Below are 26,058 nucleotides of genomic sequence, written 5' to 3' on the forward strand. Positions count from 1 at the left end.
CTCCCCGCCCTGTCCCCCCCTGCCTTCCGCTCCTTCCGCGCCAAGGAGAGTGCGTCATCAACGCGTCCAGCCCGCCCCCCGCCGTAGAACTGCACGGCATCACCAAGCGCTTCCCCGGCGTCGTCGCCAACAAGGACATCGCGATCACGGTCCGCAAGGGCACGGTCCATGCCTTGATCGGCGAGAACGGCGCCGGCAAGTCGACCCTGATGAAGATCCTCTACGGCATGCAGAAGCCGGACGAGGGCACCATCGCCATCGACGGGGAGCAGGTCTCCTTCAACAGCCCCGGCGAGGCCATCGTCCGCGGCATCGGCATGGTGCACCAGCACTTCATGCTCGCCGACAACCTCACCGTCCTGGAGAACGTGGTTCTCGGCGGCGAGAAGCTGTACGGCATCGGCGCCAAGGCCCGTAAGAAGATCAAGGAGATCTCGGACGCGTACGGCCTCGGCGTGCGCCCCGACGCCCTGGTCGAGGACCTGGGTGTCGCCGACCGGCAGCGGGTGGAGATCCTCAAGGTCCTCTACCGCGGCGCGAAGATCCTCATCCTCGACGAGCCGACCGCAGTGCTCGTGCCGCAGGAGGTGGACGCACTCTTCGACAACCTGCGCGAGCTCAAGGCCGAGGGCCTGACCGTCATCTTCATTTCGCACAAGCTGGGCGAAGTGCTGAAGGTCGCGGACGACATCACCGTCATCCGGCGCGGCACCACGGTCGGCACCGCCGACCCGAAGACCGCCACCCCCAAGCAGCTCGCCGAGCTGATGGTCGGCGCGGAGCTGCCCTCGCCGGAAACCCGTGAGTCGACGGTGACGAACGTCCCGATGCTCCAGGTGGCGGGCCTTACCGTCGCCGCCGGCGACGCGGTCGTCGCCGAGCCGGAGGTCCTGGTACCCGCACCCGCCGCGGACTCCGCCACCCTGGAGCACATCGGGGCCGGCCGCCTCCTGCTGGACGACATCAGCCTGACCATCCACAAGGGCGAGATCCTCGGTATCGCCGGTGTCGAGGGCAACGGCCAGACGGAGCTGATCGAGGCCCTCATGGGCATGATGGCTCCCGACACGGGCGTCATCACCCTGGACGGCGCCGACATCACCAAGATGTCGGTGCGCAAGCGCCGCGAGGGCGGCATCGGCTACATCCCCGAGGACCGTCACCGCCACGGCCTGCTGCTGGAGTCCCCGCTGTGGGAGAACCGGATCCTCGGTCACGTCACCGAGGCGCCCAACTCCAAGAGGGGCATCCTCGACCCGAAGGCGGCCCGCAAGGACACCGAGCGGATCGTGCGCGAGTACGACGTCCGTACGCCCGGCATCGATGTCACCGCGGCGTCCCTCTCCGGCGGCAACCAGCAGAAGCTGATCGTCGGCCGCGAGATGAGCCACAACCCGAAGTTCCTGATCGCCGCCCACCCCACGCGTGGTGTGGACGTCGGCGCGCAGGCCCAGATCTGGGACGCGATCCGCGAGGCCCGCCGCGAGGGCCTGGCCGTGCTGCTGATCTCCGCCGACCTGGACGAGCTCATCGGCCTGTCCGACACCCTGCGGGTGATCTACCGCGGCCGCCTGGTCGCGGACGCCGACCCGGCGACCGTCACCCCCGAGGAGCTCGGCACCGCCATGACGGGCGCCGCCTCCGGGCGCCTGGAATCAACCGACAACCACTCCGCCGCTGCCGACGGTGACACGACGGAGGACGAGGCCCGATGAAGAAATTCGACAAGGACCGGCTGATCCTCGGCTTCGCCGGGCCCGCGCTCGCGCTGGTCAGCGCCTTTCTGCTGACCATGATCGTGCTGGGGGCCTCGGGCATCGACCCGATCGAGCCGCTGCGCATCATGGTCGAGCACGGTACGTACGAGGACGTCCAGGTCCTCATCGTCAATCAGACGGGCACGTACTACCTGGCAGCCCTGGCCGTCGCCATCGGCTTCCGGATGAACCTCTTCAACATCGGCGTCGACGGCCAGTACCGTCTCGCGGCGATGATCTCCGCCGTGGTCGGCGGCGCCATCGCCCTGCCCGGCCCGCTGCACATCCTGCTGATCGTGCTCGTCGCGATGGCGACCGGTGCCTTCTGGGCCGGTATCGCGGGCCTCCTGAAGGCCAAGCGCGGCGTCAGCGAGGTCGTCTCGACGATCATGCTCAACGCGATCGCGACGAGCCTCATCGCCTGGCTGCTCCTGCCGAAGAACCTCGGCGTCCAGGTGGAGGGCTCCAACGACCTCACCACCGGCGAGATCGCCCAGTCCGGCTGGTTCCCCGCCCTCTCCATGGGCGAGTCGGGCGAGATCTACGGCTTCACCTTCGTGGCCTTCGCCCTCGGCGTCGTCTACTGGTTCGTGCTCAACCGCACCCGCTTCGGCTTCGACCTGCGCGCCAGCGGCGCGAGCGAGTCCGCCGCCGCGGCCTCCGGTGTCGACTCCAAGAAGATGATCATCACTGCGATGCTCATCTCGGGTGCCGTCGCCGGTCTGTCCGGCATGCCGGTGCTGCTCGGCGAGAGCCACACGTACACCCTCGTCTTCCCCGTGGGTGTCGGCTTCACCGGCATCACCATCGCCCTGCTCGGCCGCAACAGCCCCGTGGGCATGCTCTTCGCCGCGCTCCTGATGGCCTTCATCGACAAGGCGTCCGGCGGCCTCGACTCGGCCGGCTACGCCAAGGAGATCGGCACGATCATGAAGGGCCTGATCGTGATCGCGGTCGTCGTCTCCTACGAGCTCGTCCGTCGTTACGGCATCCGGCGCCAGCAGCAGAAGGTCGGCGAGGAGCTGGCCGCGGGCCACGCCATGAAGACCGAGAAGGAGGTCGCGGCGTGAGCGCCAGCACCGTCTCCACGAAGAAAGCGGCACCCGCCACGAGCGGCCGCAAGAAGCTCACCCTGCCCTGGATCATGCTGATCATCGCGGGTGGCCTCGCCCTGATCTCGCTGGTCCGCCTGATCTCCGGGGCCGACGACCTGACCTCCATCGGCCAGGTCTCCGGTGCCCTCTCGCTCGCCGTGCCGATCGGCCTCGCCGGACTCGGCGGTCTGTGGGCCGAGCGCGCGGGCGTCGTCAACATCGGCCTCGAGGGCATGATGATCCTCGGCACCTGGTTCGGTGCCTGGGCCGGCTACCAGTGGGGTCCGTGGACCGGCGTGGCCGCCGGCATCATCGGCGGCGCCATCGGCGGCCTGCTGCACGCGATCATCACGATCACCTTCAACGTCAACCACATCGTCTCCGGTGTGGCGGTCAACATCCTGGCGCTGGGCTTCACCCAGTACCTGTCGAACTTCACGTTCGCGGACGCGCCGGGCGGCTCCTCCAAGCAGTCGCCGCAGGTCGAGCCGATCTACAAGATCACAATCCCGGGGTTGTCCGACTGGATGGCCGACCTCCAGGGCAAGCACTGGTTCTTCGTCTCGGACCTCGCCGGTGTCATCGGCGGTCTGATCACCGAGCTGTCGCTGCTGACGGTCGTCGCCCTGCTGCTGATCCCGGCCACCTGGTGGGTGCTGTGGCGGACCACCTTCGGTCTGCGGCTGCGCTCCTGCGGTGAGAACCCCATCGCCGCGGAGTCGCTGGGCGTCAACGTCTACAAGTACAAGTACATCGCCGTGATCGTTTCCGGTGGCCTCGCGGGCCTCGGCGGCGCGTTCCTGTCGATCGTCGCCAGCCCCATCTACCAGGAGGGCCAGACCGGCGGCCGCGGCTACATCGGTCTCGCCGCGATGATCTTCGGTAACTGGATGCCGGGCGGCATGGCGCTGGGCGCGGGCCTGTTCGGCTTCATCGACAGCCTCAAGCTGCGCGGTGGCGCCGAGAACGTCCACGCGATGCTGCTGCTGATCGCGATCCTGCTGGTCATCGTGTGCGTCTGGCAGCTCTACAAGAAGAAGTACATCCAGGCCGGCATCTCGGCGGCCTTCGCCGCGCTGCTGTTCGTCTGGTACGCGCTGACCGACTCGGTGCCGAGCCAGTTCGTCGACGCGGCCCCGTACCTGACCACGCTGCTCGTGCTCGCCCTGTCGGCGCAGCGCCTGCGGATGCCCAAGGCGGACGGCATGCCGTACCGCAAGGGTCAGGGCAAGTGACCGCGGAGCACGCGGTGGACTGGGAAGTCCTGCGGACGGCCGCCCGGGAAGCGATGACCCGGGCGTACGCCCCGTACTCGGGCTTCCCGGTCGGGGTCGCCGCCAGGGTGGACGACGGCCGCGTCGTGACCGGCTGCAACGTGGAGAACGCCAGCTACGGGCTGGGCCTGTGCGCCGAGTGCGGGCTGGTCTCCTCCCTCCAGGCCACCGGCGGCGGCCGCCTCACGCACTTCACGTGCGTGGACGGCAAGGGCGAGATCCTCGTCCCGTGCGGCCGCTGTCGCCAGCTGCTGTACGAATTCGGCGGCGACGAGCTGCTGGTGGAGACCCCTGACGGGATCCTCCCGCTGGCGGCGATGCTGCCGCAGGCCTTCGGGCCCGACCACCTGAGATAGCCGTGTCGACGGCCCTTCGCCCCTGCCGGGGCGGAGGGCCGTCGTACTTCCGTTCCTGAACCCCTCATCTCCCCCTCTCTATGCGCGTAGAAGGAAGCACCACATGGACGTCATCTCCGTCATCCGGACCAAGCGGGACCGCGGTGAGCTGAGCCCCGAGCAGATCGACTGGGTCATCGACGCCTACACCCGCGGCGTCGTGGCCGACGAGCAGATGTCCGCCCTGGCCATGGCCATCCTGCTCAACGGCATGAACCGGACCGAGATCGCCCGCTGGACCGCGGCGATGATCGCGTCCGGCGAGCGCATGAACTTCGACTCCCTCTCCCGCCCCACCGCCGACAAGCACTCCACCGGCGGCGTCGGCGACAAGATCACCCTCCCGCTGGCCCCGCTCGTCGCCGCGTGCGGCGCGGCCGTGCCGCAGCTCTCGGGCCGCGGCCTCGGCCACACGGGCGGCACCCTCGACAAGCTGGAGTCCATCCCCGGCTGGCGCGCGCTGCTCTCCAACGAGGAGATGCTGCACGTCTTGGACACCACCGGCGCGGTCATCTGCGCGGCGGGCGACGGCCTGGCCCCTGCGGACAAGAAGCTCTACGCGCTGCGCGATGTCACCGGCACGGTCGAGGCCATCCCGCTGATCGCCTCCTCGATCATGTCGAAGAAGATCGCCGAGGGCACCGGCTCGCTCGTCCTGGACGTCAAGGTCGGCACCGGCGCCTTCATGAAGAACCTCGCGGACGCGCAGGAGCTGGCCCACACGATGGTCGGCCTCGGCACGGACAGCGGCGTCAAGACCGTCGCGCTCCTCACCGACATGTCCACCCCGCTCGGCCTGACCGCCGGAAACGCCCTCGAAGTCCGCGAGTCGGTCGAGGTCCTGGCCGGCGGCGGCCCCGCCGACGTGGTCGAGCTGACCATCGCGCTGGCCAAGGAGATGCTGGAAGCGGCGGGCATCAAGGACGCCGACCCGGCGAAGGCCCTTGCCGACGGCTCCGCGATGGACCACTGGCGCCGGATGATCGCGGCCCAGGGCGGCGACCCGGACGCGACCCTGCCGGTGGCCCGCGAGCAGCACGTGGTCACCGCCCCCGAGTCGGGCGTCCTGACCCGCCTGGACGCGTACGGCGTCGGTGTCGCGGCGTGGCGCCTGGGCGCCGGCCGCGCGCGCAAGGAGGACCCGGTGCAGGCGGGCGCGGGCGTCGAGCTCCACGCGAAGCCCGGCGACACGGTGACGGCGGGCCAGCCGCTGATGACCCTGCACACGGACACCCCGGAGAAGTTCGACTACGCCCTCGCCTCCCTGGCGGGCACGTACGACATCGCCCCGGCGGGCACGGCCTTCTCCGCCACGCCGATCGTCCTGGACCGCATCGCCTGACCTGCGGCTTCCCCTTCGAATGAACGGGGCCGGTGGACCCCCACCGGTCCCGTTCGCCGTGCTGGGATCGGTGCCGACCGGTTCCTGAGGAGCAGCCCATGAGTGCACCAGCCCCGTACCTGTCCGCGTACGACAGCTGGGAGGGCCTGGTGGCGGCCGCCGAGGAGCACTACGTGCCCGCCCCGTTCGGCATCGACCTCGACACCTCCGACTTCCCGGTCCCCTGACCTCAGAGCGCCGGCAGGGCCTGGCCCGGCCCCGGTTCGAAGAGGTGCTCCAGCCAGAACAGGTAGCCCCGCAGGTAGGCCTCCAGGCCGCCGTCGTCGATGTACGCGACGAAGTCCCGGTGGCCCTGGGCGGCCTCCCGGTAGTGCCCGGAGTACGGCGACTCCGGGTCGTAGGCGGCCCACCCGGCCCCGATGGCCACGGCCCACTCCCGCACCCGGCCCCGGTCCGCCCACCAGTCGCGGACCGACTCCACCGTCCAGTGATCGTCGCCGTCGCAGGCGTAGGCGGTGTACAGCTCCAGCCCCGCGCCGTGCACGAAGGCCCCGGTCTCCTCGGCGGTGACGGGCTGGCGGAAGACGAACTCGCGCTCGCCGTCGTAGGCGATGTGGTGCGGGGCCTCCAGGCGGCCCATCATCATGCAGTCGGTGTCCGCCCCGTAGAACGGGCCCGGGACGTTGCGCCAGTTCCGGTCGGCCCACCTGCCCTGGAACACCGGGAACCTCGCATCGGCCGCGGCGAGGGCGCGGGCGGTCGGCAGGGGATCCCAGTAGGCAGGCGGCATCCGGCCATTGTGCGCGTCCGCCGATGAATTCGGGCGGGCGGGGGAGTCACCCCCTCGTGGAGATCATTCGGCTCGTGCTGCCCGGACCCGCCCCGACCGCCCGGGACGCGGCACGGCTGTGCGCCCGGCTGGTCCTGCTGTACGAGGACGGGGCGGCGGCCGTGGAATGCGACGCCGGGGCCGTCACCGCGCCGGGCCTCGGCACCGTCGAGGTGCTGGCCCGGCTGCGACTGGCCGCCCGGGGGCGGCCGCTGCGGGTGACCGGGGCCGCGCCCGCGCTGCGGGCCCTACTGGACCTCGTAGGCCTCGTCGAGCTGCTCGGGGAGGCCGAACAGCGGGAACCACCGGGCGGTGTCCAGGAAGGCGTTGAGCCCGACGATCTTGCCCTCTGAGACCTCCAGCACCTGCAGGGCCCACGGGGTGTGGCCGGGCGCGCCGTCCTCGCGCGGACGGTACTGGCCGAAGGCGGGCATGCCGTTCGCCGTCGTCGGGATCAGCCGGGATCCCTTGCAGCCGATGCCCTGGTTCAGGTGCCAGGCCGCGATGTCCTCGTGGCCCTGGAGCCACAGGTCGAACGGCGGCATCGAGAGCACCGCGTCCTCGTGCAGGAGCGAGGTGAGCCGCGTGATGTCGTAGGCCTCGAAGGCGGAGAGGTACTGCTCCAGCAGCTTCGCCTGGTCCGCGTCGAGCGGATCCGCCGGGTCGCTGTCGCGCAGCGCCTGTCCGGCGAGGGTGGCCCGCGCCCGCTGGAGGGCGCTGTTCACCGAGGCCGTCGTGGTCTCCAGGAGCTGGGCCACCTCGTCGGCCTTCCAGGCCAGCACCTCGCGCAGGATCAGCACCGCCCGCTGCTTGGCGGGCAGGTGCTGGAGGGCCGCGACGAAGGCCAGCCGGACGGACTCCTTCGCCAGCGCCATCTCCGCCGGGTCGGCGGTCTGCGGCAGCACTCGGCCGTCCGGGACCGGCTCCAGCCAGGTCACCTCGGGGCGCTCGTTGAGTACGGCGGAGGACTGGTGCTGCGGGGCGGTGAGGTCCATCGGGCGGGCCCGCCTGTTCCCGGCGTTCAGCAGGTCCAGGCAGACGTTGGTGGCGATCCGGTACAGCCACGACCGCAGCGAGGAGCGGCCCTCGAACGTGGAGTGGCTCCGCCAGGCGCGGACGTAGGTGTCCTGCACCGCGTCCTCGGCGTCGAAGGAGGAGCCGAGCATCCGGTAGCAGTAACCGGTGAGCTCGACCCGGTACCGGTCCATGGCCGTGTCGAGGTCCATGTCATTGGTCGCGAGATCGCTCATGTCCGTCCGTCCCCCTGGTGGTTCCGCTCCTTCGGAACCTACCGGAGGGGTCCGACAACGGCAGCCGGAACCGTCACGGCGACCCGGTCTGTCGATGTCAAGTTTCTTGACGTCAAGATTAATCTGCGGCAGGCTTCATCCAGGTATCTCGATGTCGAGATACCTGGGACGGTGGACGCGGTCGAAGCGGGGGACTGGGATGCGGCGCGGCAGGAAGATCCGCAGGACGCAGGAGCGCCAGGAGGCCGGACTGCTGGCGCAACTGCGCCGGCCGCCCGGCGGCCGGGACGCGCGGATCATGCTGCTCACCCAGGCGCTGGACCGCGCGGGTACCGGCGTGTGGGCCGCGTCCTCCGTCCTCTACTTCACCTTCGTCGTCGGCCTCGACGCCGGGCAGCTCGGCCTGCTGCTGGGTGCGGCCGGCGTGGCGGGCATCGCCGGATCCCCGCTCGCCGGCCACCTCGCCGACCGCTTCCAGGTGCGCACCCTGCTGATCGGCTGCCACCTCATCCGGCTCGCGGCCCTGGGCGCACTGCTGCTGGTCACCGACTTCCGCCTGCTGCTGCTCCTGTTCGCCGTGACCCACCTGGGAGACCGGGCCGCCAAGACGCTGGAGATGCTCTTCGCCACCCGGGTCGCGGGTGAACGGCGCTCCACCTACCAGGCACTGTCGCGCAGTTCGGCGAACGCCGGCTACGCCCTCGGCGCGGGCCTCGCCGCCATCGGCCTCGCCGTGGGCACCCGGGGCGCCTACCAGGTGCTGATCCTGGCCAACGCGCTGTCGTTCCTCATCGCCGCGGTCCTGGTGTGGCGCACCCGGGAGCCGCGCGGCGGCGGGCTCGTGGTCGCCCGGCCCGGAGCGGAGGCAGGCGCCCCGGCGTCCGGGGCCGGCCCCTGGCGGGACCGCGGCTACCTGCGCTTCGTCCTGCTCGACATCCCGATGAACCTCGACGACTCGATCATCGGCGTCGGCCTGCCGCTGTGGCTGGTCGGCCACACCACGGCCCCGCACGCCCTGATCCCGGCCTTCCTCGTCATCAACACCGTGCTCGTCGTCGCCCTGCAGCTACGGGTGTCGGCGCGGGTCCCGGACGCCCGCCGGGCGGCCGGCGCGGTCGCCGTGTACGGCCTGCTGACCCTGGCCTGCTGCGTCTTCCTGGCCGCCGCTCCCGCGGGCGGGGTCTGGGCCGCCTCGGCCGCCCTCCTCACCGCGGCGGTGCTGGCCACCGCGGCCGAGCTGATGCGTTCGGTGAGCTCCTGGGAGCTCGCGGTCTCCCTCGCGCCCCGGGAGGCGCGAGCCTCCTACCTCGGGGTCGCCGGCATGGCCCAGTCCGTGCAGAAGTCCGCGGGCCCGCTGCTGCTCACCGGCGCGGTGATGGCGGCCGGCCCGGCGGGATGGCTGGCACTCGGCGCGGGCGTGGCGGGACTGTCCCTCGTCCAGCGCCGGGCGAGCCTGCGGCGGCTGGACCGCCTGACCGCCGCACCCGCACCCGCCGTACCCGCCGCGTCCGCCGCACCCGCGCCGGCCGCGCCCGCACCGGGCGCCGACACGGCCTAGGTACCGGGCTTGCGCCCGTACACGTAGACGTCCTCGCCCTTCCCCAGCAGGTTCCAGTACGCCTTGGCGTCGGCGGACCGCATGTTCACGCAGCCGCCCGAACCGGGCGGGTTCCACATGCTCTTGGTGGTCGAGTGGAAGGCGATGCCCCCGTCGAAGAACTGGGCGTACGGCATCCTGACGTTGTAGAGCGTCGACCAGTGGTCGATGCTCCGGTAGTAGATCTTCTTCAGGCCGGTCCGGGTCTCCGTGCCGTCCTTGCCGGTGCGGACCGGGACGGGCCCGTACGTGAGGGTGGCACCGTCCTGGATCCAGCTGAGCTGCCGCGTCAGGTCGACGCAGGCGATCCGCCCCCGGTTCACCGGGCAGTTGCCCGCCCTGTTCGGGGTGGTGCCGGCCGCCCGCTGGGCCAGCATCGTGCTCATCGTCTGCCAGGTCAGCGGCCCCGCGTATCCCTGGGTCGGGGTGATCCCGTGGCTCGCCTGGAAGGACCGGATCGCCGTGCAGTCCGCCGCCGACTGCTTCCCGTCCACCGGCCGTCCGAGGAACTGCTCGACCTGCCGCTGGTGGGGCCCCGTGGTGAGGTTGCAGGAGGCGGCGGCCTGCGCCGCCCCGCCGCCGGCCACCACCAGCGGCAACGCCAGCGCGGCCGCCCCGCACAGCACCGCCGCCCGCTGCCCCGGGCGCCCGCGTGACGCCCGTGTCCCCGTGTCCGGTCCCGTCCCCATCCGGTCCTCCCCTGCTCGCACCGCAATCGTTCTCCGTGTTCAATGCCCGGAAAACACGCAGGGGTTGCCCCGTCGGGAGCGTAGATTTCGTCAGCGCGCGCCCACGGCCGACACCGGCATCCGGCGCTCCGCGCGCGCGGCGTGCGACCCGTACAGCGTGATCGACACGACGCCGAGCACCGCCAGCAGCGCGATGCCGACCGTGGCCGCCCAGCCGGCCCCGTGGTAGGCGAGGGCGCCCAGGGTGCCGCCGGCGCTGGAGCCGAGGTAGTACGCCGACTGGTAGAGCGCGGAGGCCTGCGCCCGGCCCGTCTTCGCCGTCCGGCTCACCGCGGCGGATGCGACCGCGTGCCCCGCGAAGAAGCCCGCGGTGATCAGGACCAGGCCGAGGACGATCGCCGCCAGGGAGTCGGACAGCGACAGCAGCAGCCCGAGCGCCGTGGTCGTCACGGCCAGGTACAGCGCGCCGCGCCGCCCCGCGCGGGCCACCAGCTTGCCCGCGGCGGCCGAGGAGACCGTGCCGACCAGGTAGATCAGGAAGATCGACCCGATCACGCCCTGCCCGAGCGAGAACGGCTCGTCCACCAGCCGGTAGCCGATCACGGTGTACACCGCGCCGAAGACCGTCATGAACAGCGCGCCGATCCCGTACAGGCGCAGCAGCAGCGGATCGCGCAGGTGACCGGCGACGGTACGGGCCACCGCGCGCGGGTTCAGCGACGCCGGGCGGAAGAACCGCGCCCGGGGCAGCAGTACCAGGAAGGCCACGGCGCACGCCAGCGACATCAGGGCGACGGCCAGCAGGCCCGCCCGCCAGCCCCACAGCTGCGCGGCCCAGCCCGTGACGAGCCGGCCGCTCATCCCGCCGATGGAGTTCCCCGCCACGAACAGGCCGATCGCGGCCACCAGCGCCTTCGGCCTGACCTCCTCCGCCAGGTACGCCATCGCGGAGGCCGGGATCCCGGCGATCGCCGCGCCCTGGACGGCGCGCAGCGCCACCAGCCACTCCACGTTCGGCGCGAAGGGCACCAGCAGGCCCACGCCGACGGCGATCACCATCGAGACGGTCATCATCCGTGTGCGGCCGAAGCGTTCGGACAGTGCGCTCAGCGGGAGGACGAACAGCGCGAGCGCGCCGGTGGCCGCGGACACCGTCCAGCTGGCCTGCCCCGCGGTCACCCCGAGGCCGGCGGAGATCGCGGGCAACAGCGCCTGGGTGGAGTAGAGGAGGGCGAACGTCGCGAGTCCGGCGGCGAAGAGCGCGAGGCTCATCCGGCGGTAGCCGGGGCGGCCGGGGGAGAGGGGCTGCGGTGCGGGGGACGACGGGGTGGAGGCACCCGGGATGACGGGTGCCCCGGTATGAACGGGAGGCATGCTTCGAAGGTAGGCCCGTGTTTTTCATGCGTCCAATGCACAGAATCGCGATAATCGATCCACTGCTGCATTAACCCAGTTCAGGGGCGTGGATGTCGATGAACCGTTACGTAGAAGACATGGCCGTGACAACATTGCTGGCCCCGCGGCTGGCGTATTTCGTCGCCGTCGCCCGCCACGAGCACGTCACCCGCGCCGCCCACGAGCTGGGCGTCCCGCAGTCCACCCTGTCGCGCGCCATGGTCCGGCTCGAACAGGACCTCGGCGTCACGCTGTTCGCCCGCAAGGGCCGTACGGTCGCCCTCACCACGGCGGGCCGCACCTTCCTCGCCTCCGCCGAGCAGGCCCTCACGGAGATCGACCGCGCCGCCGAATCCGTACAGCAGGATGCCGATCCGACGGCCGGCAAGGTGGCGTTCGGCTTCCTGCACACCCTGGGCTCCGAGACCGTACCCGGGCTCATCCGCGCCTTCCGCGCCGACCACCCGCGCATCCGGTTCTCCCTCGTCCAGAACTACGGCGAGGCCATGCTGGAGAAGCTCCGGGCCGGTGAACTCGACCTGTGCCTGACCTCCCCGCTGCCGGACGCCCCCGACCTGGTCGCGCGCCGCCTCGACGAACAGCGGCTGCGGCTGGTGGTCCCGGACGACCACCGCCTCGCCACCCGCAAGCGCATCCGCCTCGCCGAGGCCGCCGAGGAAACCTTCGTCACCCTGGAGCCCGGCTACGGCATGCGCCGCATCACCGACGACCTGTGCGCGGAGGCCGGCTTCACCCCGAAGGTCGCCTTCGAGGGCGAGGAGGCCGAGACCCTGCGGGGCCTGGTCGCCGCCGGCCTCGGTGTGGCCCTCCTGCCACCCCCGGCCGTGGCCCGACCCGGCGTGGTCGAGCTGACGGTCACCGCCCCGCGCGCCGTCCGCGAGATCGGCGTCGCCTGGCTGGACGGGCACCCCGACACCCCGCCGGTGGCGGAGTTCAAGCGCTTCCTGCTCTCCCGCCGCGGCCGCCTGATCCCCGAACTGGACCCGTCCGCCGTGTGACCGGACCCCGGCCGTGGGTCTCATGCGGCCGGGGCGACAGTGCGTCCGGATGGTCCGGCGTGACGGGGGACGGCCCCGCCGAGAGCAAGTAGCCCGCCTGGAAGCGGGACTTGGCACCCACCACGCGCATGATCTCCGCGATGTGGCGCTGGCAGGTGCGCTCCGACATGCCCAGACGGCGCGCGATCACCTTGTCCTCCAGCCCCTCCGACAGCAGCCGGACGATCGTCTGCCGCAGCTCGTCCGAGATCGACCGGGCCGCCTCCGGGCTCACCGATGTGGGGAAGGGCTCCGCGCCCAGCCAGGAGCGCTCGAAGGTCGCCGTCATGAAGTGCACGACGCTCGGCTCCCGCACCACCAGCGCCGCCCCGCTGCGGTCCGGCACCGCCATCAGGCCCGTGTGGTCGTCGAAGATCAGCATGCGCATCAGCCCGTCGCCCAGGGTCCGCACCTGCGCCCCCAGCGCCGTCACCCGCTCGACGTACGCCGCCGTGGGCCGCGAGTAGCGCGCCGTGTGCTGGTAGATCGTCCGCATCCGGACCCCGCGCGACAGCAGCGACTCGTCCCGCCCGATCGACTCCTGCAGCGTCTCCAGCGGGCGGCCGCCACCGGGCTGCGAGGTCAGCAGCTCCCGCTCGCACGCCGCCACCAGCTCCGCGATCAGGCCACGTACCGCGCCGAGGTCCGTGACCAGCTCCAGCCGGCCCGACCCGCTCAGGTCCCGGTGGACGGTCCCCGCCTCGTACTCCGGCACCAGCGTCTCCAGCCGCCCGCGCAGCCGGTCCATCTCGTCGTGGGTCTCCCGTACGAGCAGGGCCAGCGGGGCCAGGGCCCGGGCGGCCGCCGCCCGGGGTGCCACCGCGCTCCAGCGGTCGGGGCCGCCGCCCGGGGCCCGCTGGAGCAGGTGCGCGGCGGCCAGCTCGGTGATGGCGGCGGCCGCGCGCACGCCCAGCGCCCCGGTGGCCTCGCAGGCGTCAAAGGCGTGCCGCTCGACGGCGTACGCGTACAGGCGCCGGGCGGCGGGGCTCAGCTCTCCGGCCGCTCCGCCGGCCCCGGGTTCCTCGTCAGGCATATGCCTATGCGTCCCGGGTTGTGATGGTTTGTAAACCCCTCGTGTTCCCGCAAGGCGGCAAGACGACGCCTGACCGGCCGCCCTCTGCCTATGCCGAAGAGGCACAGTGGCTGGACGGCGTGAGGGGGAAGCGCGGTGCGGCAGCGGACACCCAGGCGAGAACGGGGGCCCGTGTCCTGCTGAGCCCGCGGCCCGCCGTGGTGGTCGCGCCAGATCCGTCCGGTGCCATCCGACCGTGAGGGGGCGGAGCGGCGGGTACGGACGGACTGGCGTGATCCCGGAGCAGCGGCCGGTCAGCCGGAGGCGGGCTTGGCGAAGTCGCGGTAGCCGGTCCAGTCCAGTACGACGCACTGCTCGTCGCCCAGGACCCAGGCGTCGTGCCCGGGTGCGATCTGGACGAAGTCGCCCGGACCGAGGTCGGCGCTGTCCCCGTCGTCCATGACCACCTTCATCCGGCCGCTCACCACGTACCCGGTGTGGGCGGACTCGCAGCTGTCCGTGCCGGCCAGCGGCTTGATGTGCAGCGACCAGCGCCAGCCCGGCTCGAAGACCGCGCGTCCCACCGCCCCGCTCTCGGTGTTGAACACGTCCAGCCTGCCGGTACCGGCCTCGAAGGGCCGCGTCTCGTCAGGCTTGTCGAAGTTCCTGTGAACCAATCCGCCCATGACCGGTCGCCTCCGGGAGAGGAACGACACCCCGAGTCCACTCCCCACGGTACGCGCGTCCCGCTGCGGGCTCACCTCCTCAGGGACCTTCCGAAGCCCGAGGCCAGCGGCATCCGCAGGCCCAGCGGCGGAGGCGCGGCCAGGGCATCCGTCACCGGCCGCGAATACCGCCCCGAGAACACCGCGCCCAGGACGAAGTCCACGGCCAGCGCCACCACTTCCGGCTGGTGCTCGCGCAGCCCGTGCCCGTCCGAATGCACCTCGAACCGGCACGTCGAGCGGTTCGCCTTCTTCGCCCTCGCCGCCAGCAGGAAGGAGCTCTTTGGGTCGCTGCGCGCGTCGTTGGTGCCGTGGACGATCAACACCTGCCGCCCCGACAGCTGTTTCACCGGTTCCGGGGGGTCCGTACGGCCCTGTGTCCCTAAGCAAGGGGCGATCGCCACCACCGAGTTGACCGCCCCGTGCCCCGCCGCCCGGAGCACGGCCAGCCCTCCCGCGTCATAGCCGGCCAGGCACACCGGCACGTCCCCGTACCGTCGCACCACCTCGTCCGCCGCCCACCGCGCCTGCTCCTCCCGCGAGGAATCCCCGCCGTGCACGACCGTGTGCGTGACCAGCCCCTCCGCCCCGCCCGCCCGGGCCAGCGCCCGCGCGAGCGGACGCATGGGACCGGGGGAGAACCTGGATGCCCCGGGAAGCAGGAGCACCACCCCGTTGACCGAATCTGCCGTCGAACCCGAGCCGATCGCGCCGGCCGCCCGCCCCAGACGGGCCCCGCGCGCCGGCGGCGCATGCTGTGCCATGGCGGAACAGTCTCAGACCTTCAGGTGTACGCCATCCGTCCGCACGGTCTCTGTTACATATCGACGCCTGCCGTCGACACCCCGCTCTACGCGCGTAGGAGCTAGAGTGCGCAGATGACGAGCGAGACCCCCAACCTGCCGACCGCGGACCAGATCCGTCGTTCCCCGAAGGTGCTGCTGCACGATCACCTCGACGGTGGACTGCGCCCCGGGACCATCATCGAGCTGGCCCGCGAGGTCGGCTATGAGAACCTCCCCGAGACCGACGCCGACAAGCTCGGCATCTGGTTCCGCGAGGCCGCCGACTCCGGCTCCCTGCCGCGCTACCTCGAGACCTTCGCGCACACCTGCGCGGTCATGCAGACGAAGGCCGCCCTCTTCCGGGTCGCCGCCGAGTGCGCCGAGGACCTGGCCGAGGACGGCGTCGTGTACGCCGAGATCCGCTACGCGCCCGAGCAGCACCTGGAAGCCGGCCTCACCCTCGAAGAGGTCGTCGAGGCCGTGAACGACGGCTTCCGCGAGGGCGAGCGCCGCGCGAAGGCCAATGGCCACCGCATCCGCGTCGGCGCCCTGCTGACCGCGATGCGCCACGCCGCCCGCGCGCTGGAGATCGCCGAGCTGGCGAACCGCTACCGCGACAACGGCGTGGTCGGCTTCGACATCGCCGGTGCCGAGGCCGGGTTCCCTCCCACCCGTCACCTCGACGCCTTCGAGTACCTCAAGCGCGAGAACAACCACTTCACCATCCACGCGGGCGAGGCCTTCGGTCTGCCGTCGATCTGGCAGGCCCTGCAGTGGTGCGGCGCCGACCGCCTCGGCCACGGCGTGAAGATCATCGATGACATCGAGGTCGCCGAGGACGGTTCCGTGACCCTGGGCCGCCTGGCCTCGTACGTCCGGGACAAGCGCATCCCCCTGGAGATGTGCCCGACCTCGAACCTGCAGACCGCCGCGGCGGCCTCGTACGCCGAGCACCCGATCGGTCTGCTGCGCAAGCTGCACTTCAGGCTCACGGTCAACACGGACAACCGCCTGATGAGCGGCACCAGCATGAGCCGCGAGTTCGAGCACCTGGTCGACACCTTCGGCTACACCCTCGATGACATGCAGTGGTTCACCGTCAATGCGATGAAGTCCGCGTTCATTCCTTTCGATGAACGACTGGCCATGATCAATGAAGTGATCAAGCCCGGTTACGCGGAGCTGAAGTCGGAGTGGCTGTTCCGGCAGACCGCTTCGACCAGCGGTTCTGTCTCGGCCTAGGCCACGGCGTGACGTAACGGAAGCGCCCGGGAAGGAGAATTCCCGGGCGCTTTCTCGTATTTAAGGATGTTTGCGGGCGGGGGTTTGAAGTGACTAGTTTGCGGAGCCGCTCATTTCCCCGTAGCAAGGACAACTTTTCATGAAGAAGTCAGCTGCCAAGACCCTCGGTACCGCCGTTCTCGGTGTCGCCTTCGCCGCGGTTGCCGCCGGTACCGCCTCCGCCGCCGCCCCGGCGATCGGCCTGAACGACGCGCTGGGCACCGCCACCGGCGCGCTCCAGGGCGTCACCAGCCAGCAGCACGTGAGCCCCGAAGGACAGCAGTCGAGCGACCCCACCTCTCAGGTCACCGGAGCCCTGACCCCGCTGACCGGCGCTCTGAACGGCCTCGGCACCTGATACGTGCCGTTGTGACGCGTACACGTGTGCGGTGGGCGGATGCCCCTTCGAGCGGGTATGTGTCCCGCCGCACCGTGTGCCACGATCGCCACCAACTGCCCGCCGACGTCTTGGGTATGAGGTTCACGGTCATGCGCATGAAGCCACGAGCGACGATGGTCGCGCTGGTCCCCGCCCTGCTGTTCGCAGCGGTGGGTTGCAGCAGTACGAACACCCCGGCGACGGGCAAGGCCCCCGATCCGAAGGGCTCTGCGGGCAGTTCCTCCGCCGCGCCCGGAGCCCCGGCGCCGTCCACCGCAGCGACCGGATCGGCCGCGCCGAAGACCGGTGGCAGCAGGCTTGAGCGGTCCGCGCTGGCACAGGGCGACCTCGCCGGATACCAGATCTCCGCCCAGGGCAAGAACCCCAACGCCCCTGACGGTCAGCCACAGGCCGACAAGAAGGCCTGCCAGCCGCTCGCCGACGCCATGGGCGACGCACCGGACCCGTCCGCCCGCGAGACCGTCAGCCGCGGCATCGGCTCCCAGAAGCAGATCGGGCTCGCCGTCTCCGCCTCCGTCAGCACCTACGCGGAGAGCGACGCCAAGGCGTTGATCGCCCGGCTCAAGGCCGCCGTCGCCGCCTGCGGTTCGGGGTTCTCCGCCAAGATCGAGAAGCAGACCGGCAGCTACCGCGAGGTGCGGGCCGCCGCCTACCGCACCAGCGGCGACGAGACCGTCAGCTGGACCATGACCGCGGCTGCAGAGGGCGTCTCGGCGCAGGTCCACCTGGTCGTCGTACGCAAGGGCGACACCGTCGTACGGCTGACGGCCCTCAATGTGGCCGCGGCCCAGCAGAAGGCGCAGGTGCCGCAGGAAGTGGCGGACAAGTCGCTGGAGAAGGTCCAGAAGGCCGGCTGACCGGGGCGGCCCGCCGCCGGGCGGACACGGGCGGCCGGCCGGACGGCCGGCACCGGTCTACCAGGCGGCGGAGGCGGACTTCTCGTTCGGCAGCAGCACCCACAGTGCGATGTAGACCAGGAACTGCGGTCCGGGCAGCAGGCACGAGACCACGAATATGGCGCGCATCGCGTTCGCGGAAATTCCGAAACGCCGTGCCAGGCCGGTGCAGACTCCGCCGATCCAGCGGCCGTCACGGGGGCGGACCAGGGCGCTCATGAGGTTCTCCTTCGTCGGGATCGCTTTCTTGCGATGCCTCAATACTCCCGCTGGACCGCCGACAGAACGTCGGTCCAGCGGCCGAGCCCGACCCTGGAAATCTTCGGGGTATCCCCCTGATAAACGGTGTGTGAGCGCCTCAGCCGGGCCCGCAGCGCCGGTACGACGGCCACGTGCGCGAGCACCACACCCAGGGTGTTCAGCAGCACCGAGTCCACGTCGACGACCTGGCCCGGGACGGCGGTCTGGAGCATTTCGATGCACACCGAGACCAGCGCGCCCGCGGCGGCCGTCCGGGCCAGGGAGGACCACGCCGACAGAGCCGACGGCGCCAGCCGTCCGCTGATCAGCGGCACCAGCACCCCGAGCGGGGCCAGCAGCGCGAGCCCCCCGCCGATCCGCCGGGCGGCCTCCAGGGGCCCGAGGGCGAGATGCGCGCTGATCCCCTCCAGCGGGCTGAGATTGGCCGCCGCGGCCCAGGGAACGTCCAGCGGCCGCAGGGTCAGCCAGCCGACGGCCACGAAATGGGCGGCGAGCAGGACCCCGGCCAGGAGGCGGAGACGGAGGTGGATCGCGGTGGCGGTGGCGGCGCTTTCGCCGGCCTCATGACGCTGCACACCTGCGAGGACGCAGCATCCGGCAGCCCCGGTTCCGGCCCGGGGAGGCCTGTGGCGGGGAGCACGCGAACGGGGACGAGACGGGCGTCCCGGGCGGTCAGCGGGTGGCGACCAGAACGATCAGGAGCAGCGCGCCGGCGAGGGCGGGCGCGATGATCTCGTACGACCAGCGCACGCGCACGCTGCCCTGGGCGCCGGGCCGCGAGGCACCGCTCTCGGCCAGCCCCTGCAGCTCGTCGACGATCCGGTCGGCACTGGCGCGCATCGGTTCGGAGGAGCCGGCGCGGGCCTTCGCGGCCGGGCCGCCCGAGGCGCCGGGGTCGCGGCGCTCCTGGGCGCTGCGGCGCATCTGCTGCCGGTTGGCCTTCTTCCGCTCGCGCAGCGAGACCGGCACCGACCACAGCTGGTACTTCGAACCCTCGGCCAGCACTTCGGCCGAGTACCCGGCGCGCACCGCGTCCACCGCCGCCCAGGGCAGCTCGATGATCCGGAAGGGGTTGCGCACGCGCAGGCGGTCGGCGTTGGCGAAGACGGCCGGCCGGATGGTGAACGCGACGATCAGCGGTACGGCGCACAGCGTCACCGCCAGCGCGATCCACCGGGTGCCGTCCGAGCCGCGCAGCAGGGCGTCTCCGCAGAGCCAGGCCGTCAGCGCGAGCAGCAGCACCCCCGCGACGACGCCCATGGAGGAGCGGTAGACCCGGTCTTCGTAGACCGGCTCATCGGTCGGCTGCTGGCTGCTCATGGGGTCGATTCTGCCCCACTGCGCCGCCCGGGTGGATCAGCCCACGAGATCGGCGTACAAGATGATGTTGTCGGGCCGGTGGCCGTCCGTGATGTCGCCGCCGCAGGTGATGACGCGCAGCTCCGGGCGGTCGGTGTTCCCGTACACCTTGGCGGTGGGGAACTCCTTCTTGTCGACCTGCTCGAGCTCCCGGACGCGGAAGACGGCGGTGGTGCCGTCCGCGCGGGAGACGGTGATCTGCTCCCCGGTGCGCACGCGCGCGACGTCCTTGAGGACGGCCGGGCCACGGGCGGTGTCGAAGTGGCCGATCAGCACGGCGGGACCGGTCTCGCCCGGGGTGACGCCCTTGGTGTACCAGCCGATCCTGTCCGCCTCGGCCACGGAGGGCACCTCCACGGTGCCGTCGGCGGCGAGGCCCAGCTTCAAGACGGGGGAGGTGTCCACGCCGGCCGCGGGGATCGTCACGCGTACGGGCTCGGAGGCGGGCATCGGGGTGGCCGTCGCGGCGACGGGCGGAGCGCTGGTGGGTACGACGGAGGGCGGCGCGGCGGAGGGCGGGGCGGGCGCCGGACCCGCCGCGGCGGTGCAGCCGGTCAGGGCGGCGCACAGGAGGGCGGCGGCGAGCAGGACGCGGGCGCGGTGGGCCATGGGGTGCTCCGGGAACGGCTTCCGGCGGGCCACCACGGAGGTGGCCCGCCGGAAGGCAAGGACGGGAGGGCGAGGGGGTTCCGTCAGCGCTGGGCGCGGCGACGGCGGAGCAGTACGGACGCCCCCAGTGCGGCGAAGACCGCGGCGAGACCGGTGCCGGCCAGGACGGTGGTCGAGTTGTCGGTGTCCTCGGCGGCGATCTCGGCCCCTGCGGCGACCCCGCCCTTGGGGACGACGGAGGTCTGTCCGGCGGTCTGCGGCTTGGGGGCCGGGGCCGCAGTGGTGCCCGCAGTGGTGGTCGGGGCCGGCTCGGTCACCTTGTGGTTCAGCTTGCAGCCCTTGGGCAGAGCGGGGAAGGAGGCCCGGCCGAGCGGCATGGGGCCGCCCTGGGTCTTCCACTCGAAGACCGGCTCGGCGCTGCCCGGGTTCACGATCCGGGCGATGATGCCCGCCGACTCGGGCAGCTGGGGGAAGCCGCGGTTCAGGAGCCGCCACGGGGTGGTGTCGTCACCGGAGGTCCACAGGGCGACCCGCGGGCCGTCGGGGGACATGGACAGGTCGGCGCTCATGCCCGCGCCCATGTCCTGCGACGTGACCTCGGAGGAGCAGACCTGGCCGGCCTTGCCCTCGGGCAGCGGGTAGGACTTGGCGACCCCGCCGGTGGTGACGACGAGCACCGGGGCCGTGGTCTGTGCCCCGGTCAGCCTGAAGGAGGCCCCGTACGCCTTGTCGGAGGTCTGCTCGCGGTTCACCAGGGCCACGACGTGGGTCATGTAGTCGTCGCCCGGCTTCCAGTCCGTGCCGACGTAGCGGATCCACGCCTCGGGGCCCTCGGACTTGTTGCGCAGCACCGCGACCATGCCGTTGCCGACGTAGACCGGCCGGCCCTCGTAGCGGCTGTTGTCCGACGGGGCGGGGACCGCCTTGCCCTTCGGCAGCGGGAAGGACCTGGTGGCGCCGTTCGCGGTCACGGTGAGCACCGGCTCGGCCGTGTCCGCCTTGGTGAGGGTGAAGACCGTCCCCTGCTTCGACTCGGTGGTGTGCGCGCGGTTGAGGGACACCAGCGCCTGCGGGTGCGTCGTGCCGTCCTTGTCCACGACGTGGATCGTCACGGAGGGCGCCTCGGTCATGGAGTTGACCATGTGCGCCACCAGGTTGTCGCCGAGGGCGACCTTGGTGGGCTCGGACGCGGCCGCCTTTGCCGTCGCTGCCGCCGGGGCGGGCGCCGCGAACGCGGCACCTGCGGCAGGAACGAGCATCGCGCCCGAGAGGGCGGCTGTGACGATTGCCGTGCGGAGGAGGGCGGTACGCATAACGACTCCTTGGATACATGGTCGAGGAAGTGGAGGAGAGTCGCATGCCGCGTTGCGTCTGGACGGTCCTGTTCAACCGGGTCAGGTGTGGCGGGCTGCTGAGAACAAAATTACGGATCTTGTACACCCGGACGATCCGCCTCCTGTCATCGCCTTGTAACGGAGAGTGGAGGTGTCGATTCCATAGCGGATTCGGGGGCGGGGGTGACAGGTCGCTACGCGCGTAGATATGCTCATCTGGTGACCATGCCCACCACCCTCACCGCATTCGCTGACGTGACGACGTCCGACAGTGCGCTGCGCCGCTTCCTGCACGGGCTGCCCGGCGTCGACGCTGTCGGCCTGGAGGCCCGCGCGGCCTCCCTCGGCACCCGTTCGATCAAGACGACGGCCAAGGCGTACGCCATCGACCTGGCCATCTCGATGATCGACCTGACGACGCTGGAAGGCGCGGACACCCCGGGCAAGGTCCGGGCGCTCTCCGCCAAGGCCGTCCATCCCGATCCGACCGACCGTACGACCCCGATGACGGCCGCCGTCTGTGTCTATCCCGACATGGTGGCCACGGCGAAGGCCGCGCTGAACGGCGCCGACGTCAAGATCGCCTCCGTCGCGACCGCCTTCCCGGCCGGCCGCGCGGCCCTGCCCGTCAAGCTCGCGGACACCCGCGACGCCGTCGCCGCCGGCGCCGACGAGATCGACATGGTCATCGACCGTGGCGCCTTCCTCGCCGGCCGCTACCTGGAGACGTACGAGCTGATCAAGGCGATCAAGGAGGCCTGCGTCCGCGAGGACGGCAGCGCCGCCCGCCTGAAGGTCATCTTCGAGACCGGTGAGCTGTCGACCTACGACAACATCCGCCGCGCCTCCTGGATCGGCATGCTCGCGGGCGCCGACTTCATCAAGACGTCGACCGGCAAGGTCGGGGTCAACGCCACTCCGGCGAACACCCTGCTCATGCTCGAAGCCGTCCGCGACTTCCGCGCGCAGACTGGAATCCAGATCGGCGTGAAGCCGGCCGGCGGCATCCGCACCACCAAGGACGCGATCAAGTTCCTGGTCCTGGTCAACGAGACCGTGGGCGAGGACTGGCTGAGCAACCACTGGTTCCGCTTCGGCGCCTCCAGCCTGCTCAACGACCTGTTGATGCAGCGCCAGAAGCTGAGCACCGGCCGTTACTCCGGTCCCGACTACGTGACGGTGGACTGATCACCATGGCATCTGTATTCGAGTACGCACCGGCTCCCGAGTCCCGCTCGGTCGTCGACATCGCCCCCTCCTACGGGCTCTTCATCGACGGCGAGTTCACCGACGCCGCCGACGGCAAGGTATTCAAGACCGTCTCGCCGAGCAGCGAGGAGGTCCTCGCCGAGATCGCCCAGGCGGGCGCCGCCGATGTGGACCGCGCCGTGAAGGCCGCCCGCCGGGCCTTCGAGAAGTGGTCCGCGCTGCCCGGCTCCGAGCGCGCCAAGTACCTCTTCCGCATCGCCCGGATCATCCAGGAGCGCAGCCGCGAGCTCGCCGTCCTGGAGACCCTGGACAACGGCAAGCCGATCAAGGAGACCCGCGACGCGGACCTCCCGCTGGTCGCCGCGCACTTCTTCTACTACGCGGGCTGGGCCGACAAGCTCGACCACGCGGGCTACGGCCCGAACCCGCGCCCGCTCGGTGTGGCCGGCCAGGTCATCCCGTGGAACTTCCCGCTGCTGATGCTCGCGTGGAAGATCGCCCCGGCGCTCGCCACCGGCAACACCGTCGTGCTGAAGCCCGCCGAGACGACCCCGCTCTCCGCGCTGTTCTTCGCGGACATCTGCCGCCAGGCGGGCCTGCCCAAGGGTGTCGTCAACATCCTCACCGGCTACGGCGACGCGGGTGCGGCCCTCGTCGAGCACCCGGACGTCAACAAGGTCGCCTTCACCGGCTCGACCGCCGTGGGCAAGAAGATCGCCCGCCACGTCGCCGGCACCGACAAGAAGGTCACCCTGGAGCTGGGCGGCAAGGGCGCCAACATCGTTTTCGACGACGCCCCCATCGACCAGGCCGTCGAGGGCATCGTCAACGGCATCTTCTTCAACCAGGGCCAGGTCTGCTGCGCGGGCTCCCGCCTGCTGGTCCAGGAGTCGATCCACGACGAGCTGCTGGACTCCCTCAAGCGCCGCCTGTCCACGCTGCGCCTGGGCGACCCGCTCGACAAGAACACCGACATCGGCGCGATCAACTCCGCCGAGCAGCTCGCCCGGATCACCGCGCTCGCGGAGACCGGCGAGGCCGAGGGCGCCGAGCGCTGGTCCCCGGCGTGCGAGCTGCCGTCCTCCGGCTACTGGTTCGCCCCGACGCTCTTCACGAACGTCACCCAGGCGCACACCGTCGCCCGCGACGAGATCTTCGGCCCGGTGCTGTCCGTGCTGACCTTCCGTACGCCCGACGAGGCCGTCGCCAAGGCCAACAACAGCCAGTACGGCCTCTCCGCCGGCATCTGGACGGAGAAGGGCTCGCGCATCCTCGCGGTCGCGAACCAGCTCCGCGCCGGCGTCGTCTGGGCCAACACGTTCAACAAGTTCGACCCGACCTCGCCCTTCGGCGGCTACAAGGAGTCGGGCTTCGGCCGCGAGGGCGGCCGCCACGGCCTGGAGGGCTACCTCGATGTCTGAGTCGACCCGTCTGAACGTCTTCAAGACCTACAAGCTGTACGTCGGGGGCAAGTTCCCCCGCTCCGAGAGCGGCCGGGTGTACGAAGTGACGGACTCCAAGGGCAAGTGGCTGGCCAACGCCCCCCTGTCCTCCCGCAAGGACGCGCGTGACGCCGTCGTCGCGGCCCGCAAGGCCTTCGGCGGCTGGTCGGGCGCGACCGCGTACAACCGCGGGCAGATCCTCTACCGCATCGCCGAGATGCTGGAGGGCCGCCGCGAGCAGTTCCTCCGCGAGGTCGGCGAGGCCGAGGGCCTGTCCAAGTCGAAGGCCGGCGCGGTCGTCGACGCGGCCATCGACCGCTGGGTCTGGTACGCGGGCTGGACCGACAAGATCGGCCAGATCGTGGGCGGGGCCAACCCGGTCGCGGGCCCGTTCTTCAACCTCTCCACCCCGGAGCCGACCGGTGTGGTCACCGTCGTCGCCCCGCAGGACTCGTCCTTCCTGGGCCTGGTCTCGGTGATCGCCCCGGTGATCGCGACGGGCAACACCGTCGTGGTCATCGCCAGCGAGAAGTCCCCGCTGCCGGCCCTGTCCCTGGGCGAGGTGCTCGCCACCTCCGACCTGCCCGGCGGCGTCGTCAACATCCTGTCCGGCATTGCCGGCGAGATGGGCCCGCACCTGGCCTCCCACCAGGACGTCAACGCGATCGACCTGGCCGGCGCCGATGCGGCGCTCGCCAAGGAGCTGGAGATCGCGGCGGCCGACAACCTCAAGCGCGTCCTGCGTCCACAGCCTGTGGACGACTGGAGCGCCGACCCGGGCACCTCCCGCATGACGGCCTTCCTGGAGACCAAGACCGTCTGGCACCCCACCGGGTCGCTGGGCGCGGGCGGCTCGTCCTACTAGTCCTCCCGGGACAGGCCCCCGTACGAGACCGGCCCCGGCAGCGTCCCCCGCGCTGCCGGGGCCTTCTCGTGCCCACTGCGCGCTACTTCTTCGGGAGCACCGGCCCGAGCAGCGAGGAGGCGGCCGCGGTGGGCAGCTCACCGACCGAGGGCCCCTGCGTCAGGATGCCGGTGACCATGCCGGTCCCGACGGACGGGAAGTCCGCGACCTTCGTGGCGACGCCGTTGTCCAGCGGGTCCACGCCGGTGTGGGCGAGCGGGTTCACCTTGAGGTTCGCGATCGGGTCGGCGACCCCGGCGAGGGCCGCCGGGACGTCGAGCTCGCCGGCCTGGGCGCCGCCGGCGGCCATCGCCAGGGCCGCACCGGCCAGCGAGACGGTCAGTCCGGCGCTGCGGAGCCGGTTCGGTGGGGAAGGGGCTGCGTGACGTGCCATGGAGATCCCGCCTGAGGTCGTAGTCGCGTGCGCACGCAGCGTAGTTGAGGTGTGTTCCTGGACACCAACCGGCCACCGGGAGGATCCCCTACCCGGGGGAATGGTTCAGACTGGTGTCCCGTGAGCTCCTCCTCTCCTTCGCCGACCCGAGTCGTCCTGCTGACCGGTCCGTCGGGCTCCGGAAAATCCTCGCTGGCCGCCCGCTCCGGGCTGCCCGTGCTGCGCCTCGACGACTTCTACAAGGAGGGCGACGATCCCACCCTCCCTCTCGTCGACGGCAGCTCCGACATCGACTGGGACTCCCCGCTGTCCTGGGACGCGGACGCGGCGGTCGCCGCGATCGCCGACCTGTGCGCGGCGGGGCGGACCGACGTCCCCGTCTACGACATCGCGACCAGCTCGCGCACGGGCGCCGAGAGCCTCGACATCGCCCGGACCCCGCTGTTCATCGCAGAGGGCATCTTCGCCGCCGACATAGCCGCACGCTGCCAGGAGCTCGGTCTCCTCGCGGACGCCATCTGCCTGCGGGGACGTCCCTCGACGACGTTCCGCCGCCGACTGGCCCGTGACCTGCGGGAGGGGCGTAAGTCCGTGCCGTTCCTGCTGCGCAGGGGCCTGCGGCTGATGCGCGCCGAACGGGGCATCGTGGCCCGCCACGTCTCCCTGGGCGCGCACGCCTGCGCCGGCGACGAGGCCCTGGGCCGTCTGGCCGCGGCCGCAGCGGGACGCCACCGCACGGCGACCCCGGCGTAGCGGCCGCCGCCGGC

At 71.4% G+C, this 26,058-nt stretch carries 29 protein-coding genes; 16 read left to right on the forward strand and 13 right to left on the reverse strand.

Features of this window, described 5'->3' with window-relative positions; all coding sequences use genetic code 11:
• The first annotated feature begins 56 nt into the window (after positions 1-56).
• The 6 genes from OG753_RS26115 (at position 57) to OG753_RS26140 (ending at position 6,089) form a co-directional block, all read left to right on the forward strand.
• The gene (locus OG753_RS26115; protein ID WP_327266903.1) at positions 57-1,715 is read left to right on the forward strand and encodes an ABC transporter ATP-binding protein; all 1,659 of its coding nucleotides are present in this window, start codon (positions 57-59) and stop codon (positions 1,713-1,715) included.
• Positions 1,712-2,827 (forward strand): ABC transporter permease, encoded by a 1,116-nt coding sequence (locus tag OG753_RS26120; RefSeq protein ID WP_327264108.1) that lies wholly within the window; start codon positions 1,712-1,714, stop codon positions 2,825-2,827. The genes OG753_RS26115 and OG753_RS26120 overlap by 4 nt, the downstream gene beginning before the upstream one ends.
• Positions 2,824-4,086 (forward strand): ABC transporter permease, encoded by a 1,263-nt coding sequence (locus OG753_RS26125; RefSeq protein WP_405790329.1) that lies wholly within the window; start codon positions 2,824-2,826, stop codon positions 4,084-4,086. Before OG753_RS26120 ends, OG753_RS26125 begins: the two co-directional genes overlap by 4 nt.
• Positions 4,083-4,481, forward strand: a complete 399-nt coding sequence (locus OG753_RS26130; RefSeq protein WP_327264110.1) for a cytidine deaminase — start codon at positions 4,083-4,085, stop codon at positions 4,479-4,481. The genes OG753_RS26125 and OG753_RS26130 overlap by 4 nt, the downstream gene beginning before the upstream one ends.
• Positions 4,482-4,584: 103 nt before the next feature.
• Complete coding sequence (locus OG753_RS26135) at positions 4,585-5,862, forward strand: thymidine phosphorylase (RefSeq protein ID WP_327264111.1); 1,278 nt, start codon at positions 4,585-4,587, stop codon at positions 5,860-5,862.
• Positions 5,863-5,960: 98 nt separating this feature from the next.
• A complete protein-coding gene (locus OG753_RS26140; protein WP_327264112.1) occupies positions 5,961-6,089 on the forward strand; it encodes a hypothetical protein in 129 nt (42 codons plus the stop codon).
• 2 nt (positions 6,090-6,091) lie between these two features.
• Here the strand turns inward: OG753_RS26140 and OG753_RS26145 are convergent, their stop codons facing one another.
• Positions 6,092-6,652 (reverse strand): ferredoxin, encoded by a 561-nt coding sequence (locus OG753_RS26145; protein ID WP_405790330.1) that lies wholly within the window; start codon positions 6,650-6,652, stop codon positions 6,092-6,094.
• Between the two features lie 56 nt (positions 6,653-6,708).
• Between OG753_RS26145 and OG753_RS26150 the strand changes: the two genes are divergently transcribed.
• Positions 6,709-7,044, forward strand: a complete 336-nt coding sequence (locus OG753_RS26150; protein WP_405790331.1) for an STAS domain-containing protein — start codon at positions 6,709-6,711, stop codon at positions 7,042-7,044.
• Here the strand turns inward: OG753_RS26150 and OG753_RS26155 are convergent.
• Positions 6,940-7,941, reverse strand: a complete 1,002-nt coding sequence (locus OG753_RS26155) for a sigma-70 family RNA polymerase sigma factor (protein ID WP_405790332.1) — start codon at positions 7,939-7,941, stop codon at positions 6,940-6,942. The genes OG753_RS26150 and OG753_RS26155 overlap by 105 nt on opposite strands.
• A 199-nt stretch (positions 7,942-8,140) precedes the next feature.
• Here OG753_RS26155 and OG753_RS26160 point away from each other — a divergent pair, with 199 nt between their 5' ends.
• Complete coding sequence (locus tag OG753_RS26160; protein WP_405790333.1) at positions 8,141-9,499, forward strand: MFS transporter; 1,359 nt, start codon at positions 8,141-8,143, stop codon at positions 9,497-9,499.
• Here OG753_RS26160 and OG753_RS26165 read toward each other — a convergent pair.
• Both OG753_RS26165 and OG753_RS26170 read right to left on the reverse strand, forming a co-directional pair.
• Entirely contained in the window at positions 9,496-10,227 is a 732-nt protein-coding gene (locus OG753_RS26165; protein WP_327264117.1) for a L,D-transpeptidase family protein, read from the reverse strand. The genes OG753_RS26160 and OG753_RS26165 overlap by 4 nt on opposite strands.
• A 90-nt stretch (positions 10,228-10,317) precedes the next feature.
• Positions 10,318-11,601, reverse strand: a complete 1,284-nt coding sequence (locus OG753_RS26170; protein WP_327264118.1) for an MFS transporter — start codon at positions 11,599-11,601, stop codon at positions 10,318-10,320.
• A 98-nt stretch (positions 11,602-11,699) separates the two neighbouring features.
• On the opposite strand from OG753_RS26170, the gene OG753_RS26175 reads away from it, so the two are divergent.
• Complete coding sequence (locus OG753_RS26175) at positions 11,700-12,641, forward strand: LysR family transcriptional regulator (RefSeq protein ID WP_405790335.1); 942 nt, start codon at positions 11,700-11,702, stop codon at positions 12,639-12,641.
• Here the strand turns inward: OG753_RS26175 and OG753_RS26180 are convergent.
• The 3 genes from OG753_RS26180 to OG753_RS26190 form a co-directional block, all read right to left on the reverse strand.
• Positions 12,577-13,713: a LuxR C-terminal-related transcriptional regulator gene (locus tag OG753_RS26180; protein WP_405790337.1), complete on the reverse strand. Its 1,137-nt coding sequence runs from the start codon at positions 13,711-13,713 to the stop codon at positions 12,577-12,579. The genes OG753_RS26175 and OG753_RS26180 overlap by 65 nt on opposite strands.
• Before the next feature lie 293 nt (positions 13,714-14,006).
• Positions 14,007-14,378: a cupin domain-containing protein gene (locus OG753_RS26185; RefSeq protein ID WP_383196296.1), complete on the reverse strand. Its 372-nt coding sequence runs from the start codon at positions 14,376-14,378 to the stop codon at positions 14,007-14,009.
• Positions 14,379-14,449: 71 nt separating this feature from the next.
• Entirely contained in the window at positions 14,450-15,181 is a 732-nt protein-coding gene (locus tag OG753_RS26190) for an alpha/beta hydrolase (protein WP_405790339.1), read from the reverse strand.
• A gap of 114 nt (positions 15,182-15,295) precedes the next feature.
• Between OG753_RS26190 and OG753_RS26195 the strand changes: the two genes are divergently transcribed.
• The 3 genes from OG753_RS26195 (at position 15,296) to OG753_RS26205 (ending at position 17,740) form a co-directional block, all read left to right on the forward strand.
• The gene (locus OG753_RS26195) at positions 15,296-16,444 is read left to right on the forward strand and encodes an adenosine deaminase (protein ID WP_327264122.1); all 1,149 of its coding nucleotides are present in this window, start codon (positions 15,296-15,298) and stop codon (positions 16,442-16,444) included.
• Between the two features lie 139 nt (positions 16,445-16,583).
• Entirely contained in the window at positions 16,584-16,841 is a 258-nt protein-coding gene (locus OG753_RS26200) for a hypothetical protein (protein ID WP_327264123.1), read from the forward strand.
• A 137-nt stretch (positions 16,842-16,978) separates the two neighbouring features.
• The gene (locus OG753_RS26205; protein WP_405790341.1) at positions 16,979-17,740 is read left to right on the forward strand and encodes a hypothetical protein; all 762 of its coding nucleotides are present in this window, start codon (positions 16,979-16,981) and stop codon (positions 17,738-17,740) included.
• Positions 17,741-17,797: 57 nt separating this feature from the next.
• On the opposite strand, the gene OG753_RS26210 is transcribed toward OG753_RS26205, so the two are convergent.
• The 5 genes from OG753_RS26210 to OG753_RS26230 all read right to left on the reverse strand — a co-directional run bounded on the left by OG753_RS26210 (position 17,798) and on the right by OG753_RS26230 (position 21,321).
• Positions 17,798-17,998, reverse strand: a complete 201-nt coding sequence (locus tag OG753_RS26210; protein WP_327264125.1) for a PspC domain-containing protein — start codon at positions 17,996-17,998, stop codon at positions 17,798-17,800.
• A gap of 38 nt (positions 17,999-18,036) precedes the next feature.
• Positions 18,037-18,615, reverse strand: a complete 579-nt coding sequence (locus OG753_RS26215) for a VanZ family protein (protein ID WP_405790342.1) — start codon at positions 18,613-18,615, stop codon at positions 18,037-18,039.
• A 97-nt stretch (positions 18,616-18,712) separates the two neighbouring features.
• Positions 18,713-19,360: a PH domain-containing protein gene (locus OG753_RS26220; protein WP_327264126.1), complete on the reverse strand. Its 648-nt coding sequence runs from the start codon at positions 19,358-19,360 to the stop codon at positions 18,713-18,715.
• A gap of 36 nt (positions 19,361-19,396) precedes the next feature.
• Entirely contained in the window at positions 19,397-20,008 is a 612-nt protein-coding gene (locus OG753_RS26225) for a class F sortase (RefSeq protein ID WP_405790344.1), read from the reverse strand.
• An 83-nt stretch (positions 20,009-20,091) separates the two neighbouring features.
• Positions 20,092-21,321, reverse strand: a complete 1,230-nt coding sequence (locus tag OG753_RS26230; RefSeq protein WP_405790346.1) for a hypothetical protein — start codon at positions 21,319-21,321, stop codon at positions 20,092-20,094.
• 246 nt (positions 21,322-21,567) lie between these two features.
• Here OG753_RS26230 and deoC point away from each other — a divergent pair, with 246 nt between their 5' ends.
• Genes deoC through OG753_RS26245 form a run of 3 tightly spaced genes read left to right on the forward strand, consistent with a single transcriptional unit; the run spans position 21,568 to position 24,858 of the window.
• Positions 21,568-22,530 carry a deoxyribose-phosphate aldolase gene (deoC, locus tag OG753_RS26235; protein ID WP_327266906.1) on the forward strand — a complete coding sequence of 321 codons (963 nt, stop codon included), beginning with the start codon at positions 21,568-21,570 and terminating at the stop codon, positions 22,528-22,530.
• Positions 22,531-22,535: 5 nt separating this feature from the next.
• Positions 22,536-23,972 (forward strand): aldehyde dehydrogenase family protein, encoded by a 1,437-nt coding sequence (locus OG753_RS26240; protein ID WP_401272748.1) that lies wholly within the window; start codon positions 22,536-22,538, stop codon positions 23,970-23,972.
• Positions 23,965-24,858, forward strand: a complete 894-nt coding sequence (locus OG753_RS26245; RefSeq protein ID WP_405790348.1) for an aldehyde dehydrogenase family protein — start codon at positions 23,965-23,967, stop codon at positions 24,856-24,858. The genes OG753_RS26240 and OG753_RS26245 overlap by 8 nt, the downstream gene beginning before the upstream one ends.
• Before the next feature lie 82 nt (positions 24,859-24,940).
• On the opposite strand, the gene OG753_RS26250 is transcribed toward OG753_RS26245, so the two are convergent.
• Positions 24,941-25,291, reverse strand: coding sequence for a hypothetical protein (locus OG753_RS26250; protein ID WP_401682053.1), 351 nt, complete (start codon positions 25,289-25,291; stop codon positions 24,941-24,943).
• A gap of 51 nt (positions 25,292-25,342) precedes the next feature.
• On the opposite strand from OG753_RS26250, the gene OG753_RS26255 reads away from it, so the two are divergent.
• Complete coding sequence (locus tag OG753_RS26255; RefSeq protein ID WP_327264132.1) at positions 25,343-26,044, forward strand: uridine kinase; 702 nt, start codon at positions 25,343-25,345, stop codon at positions 26,042-26,044.
• The last annotated feature ends 14 nt before the right edge of the window (positions 26,045-26,058 follow it).

The organism is Streptomyces sp. NBC_00029 (assembly GCF_045160505.1).
Lineage (GTDB): Bacteria > Actinomycetota > Actinomycetes > Streptomycetales > Streptomycetaceae > Streptomyces.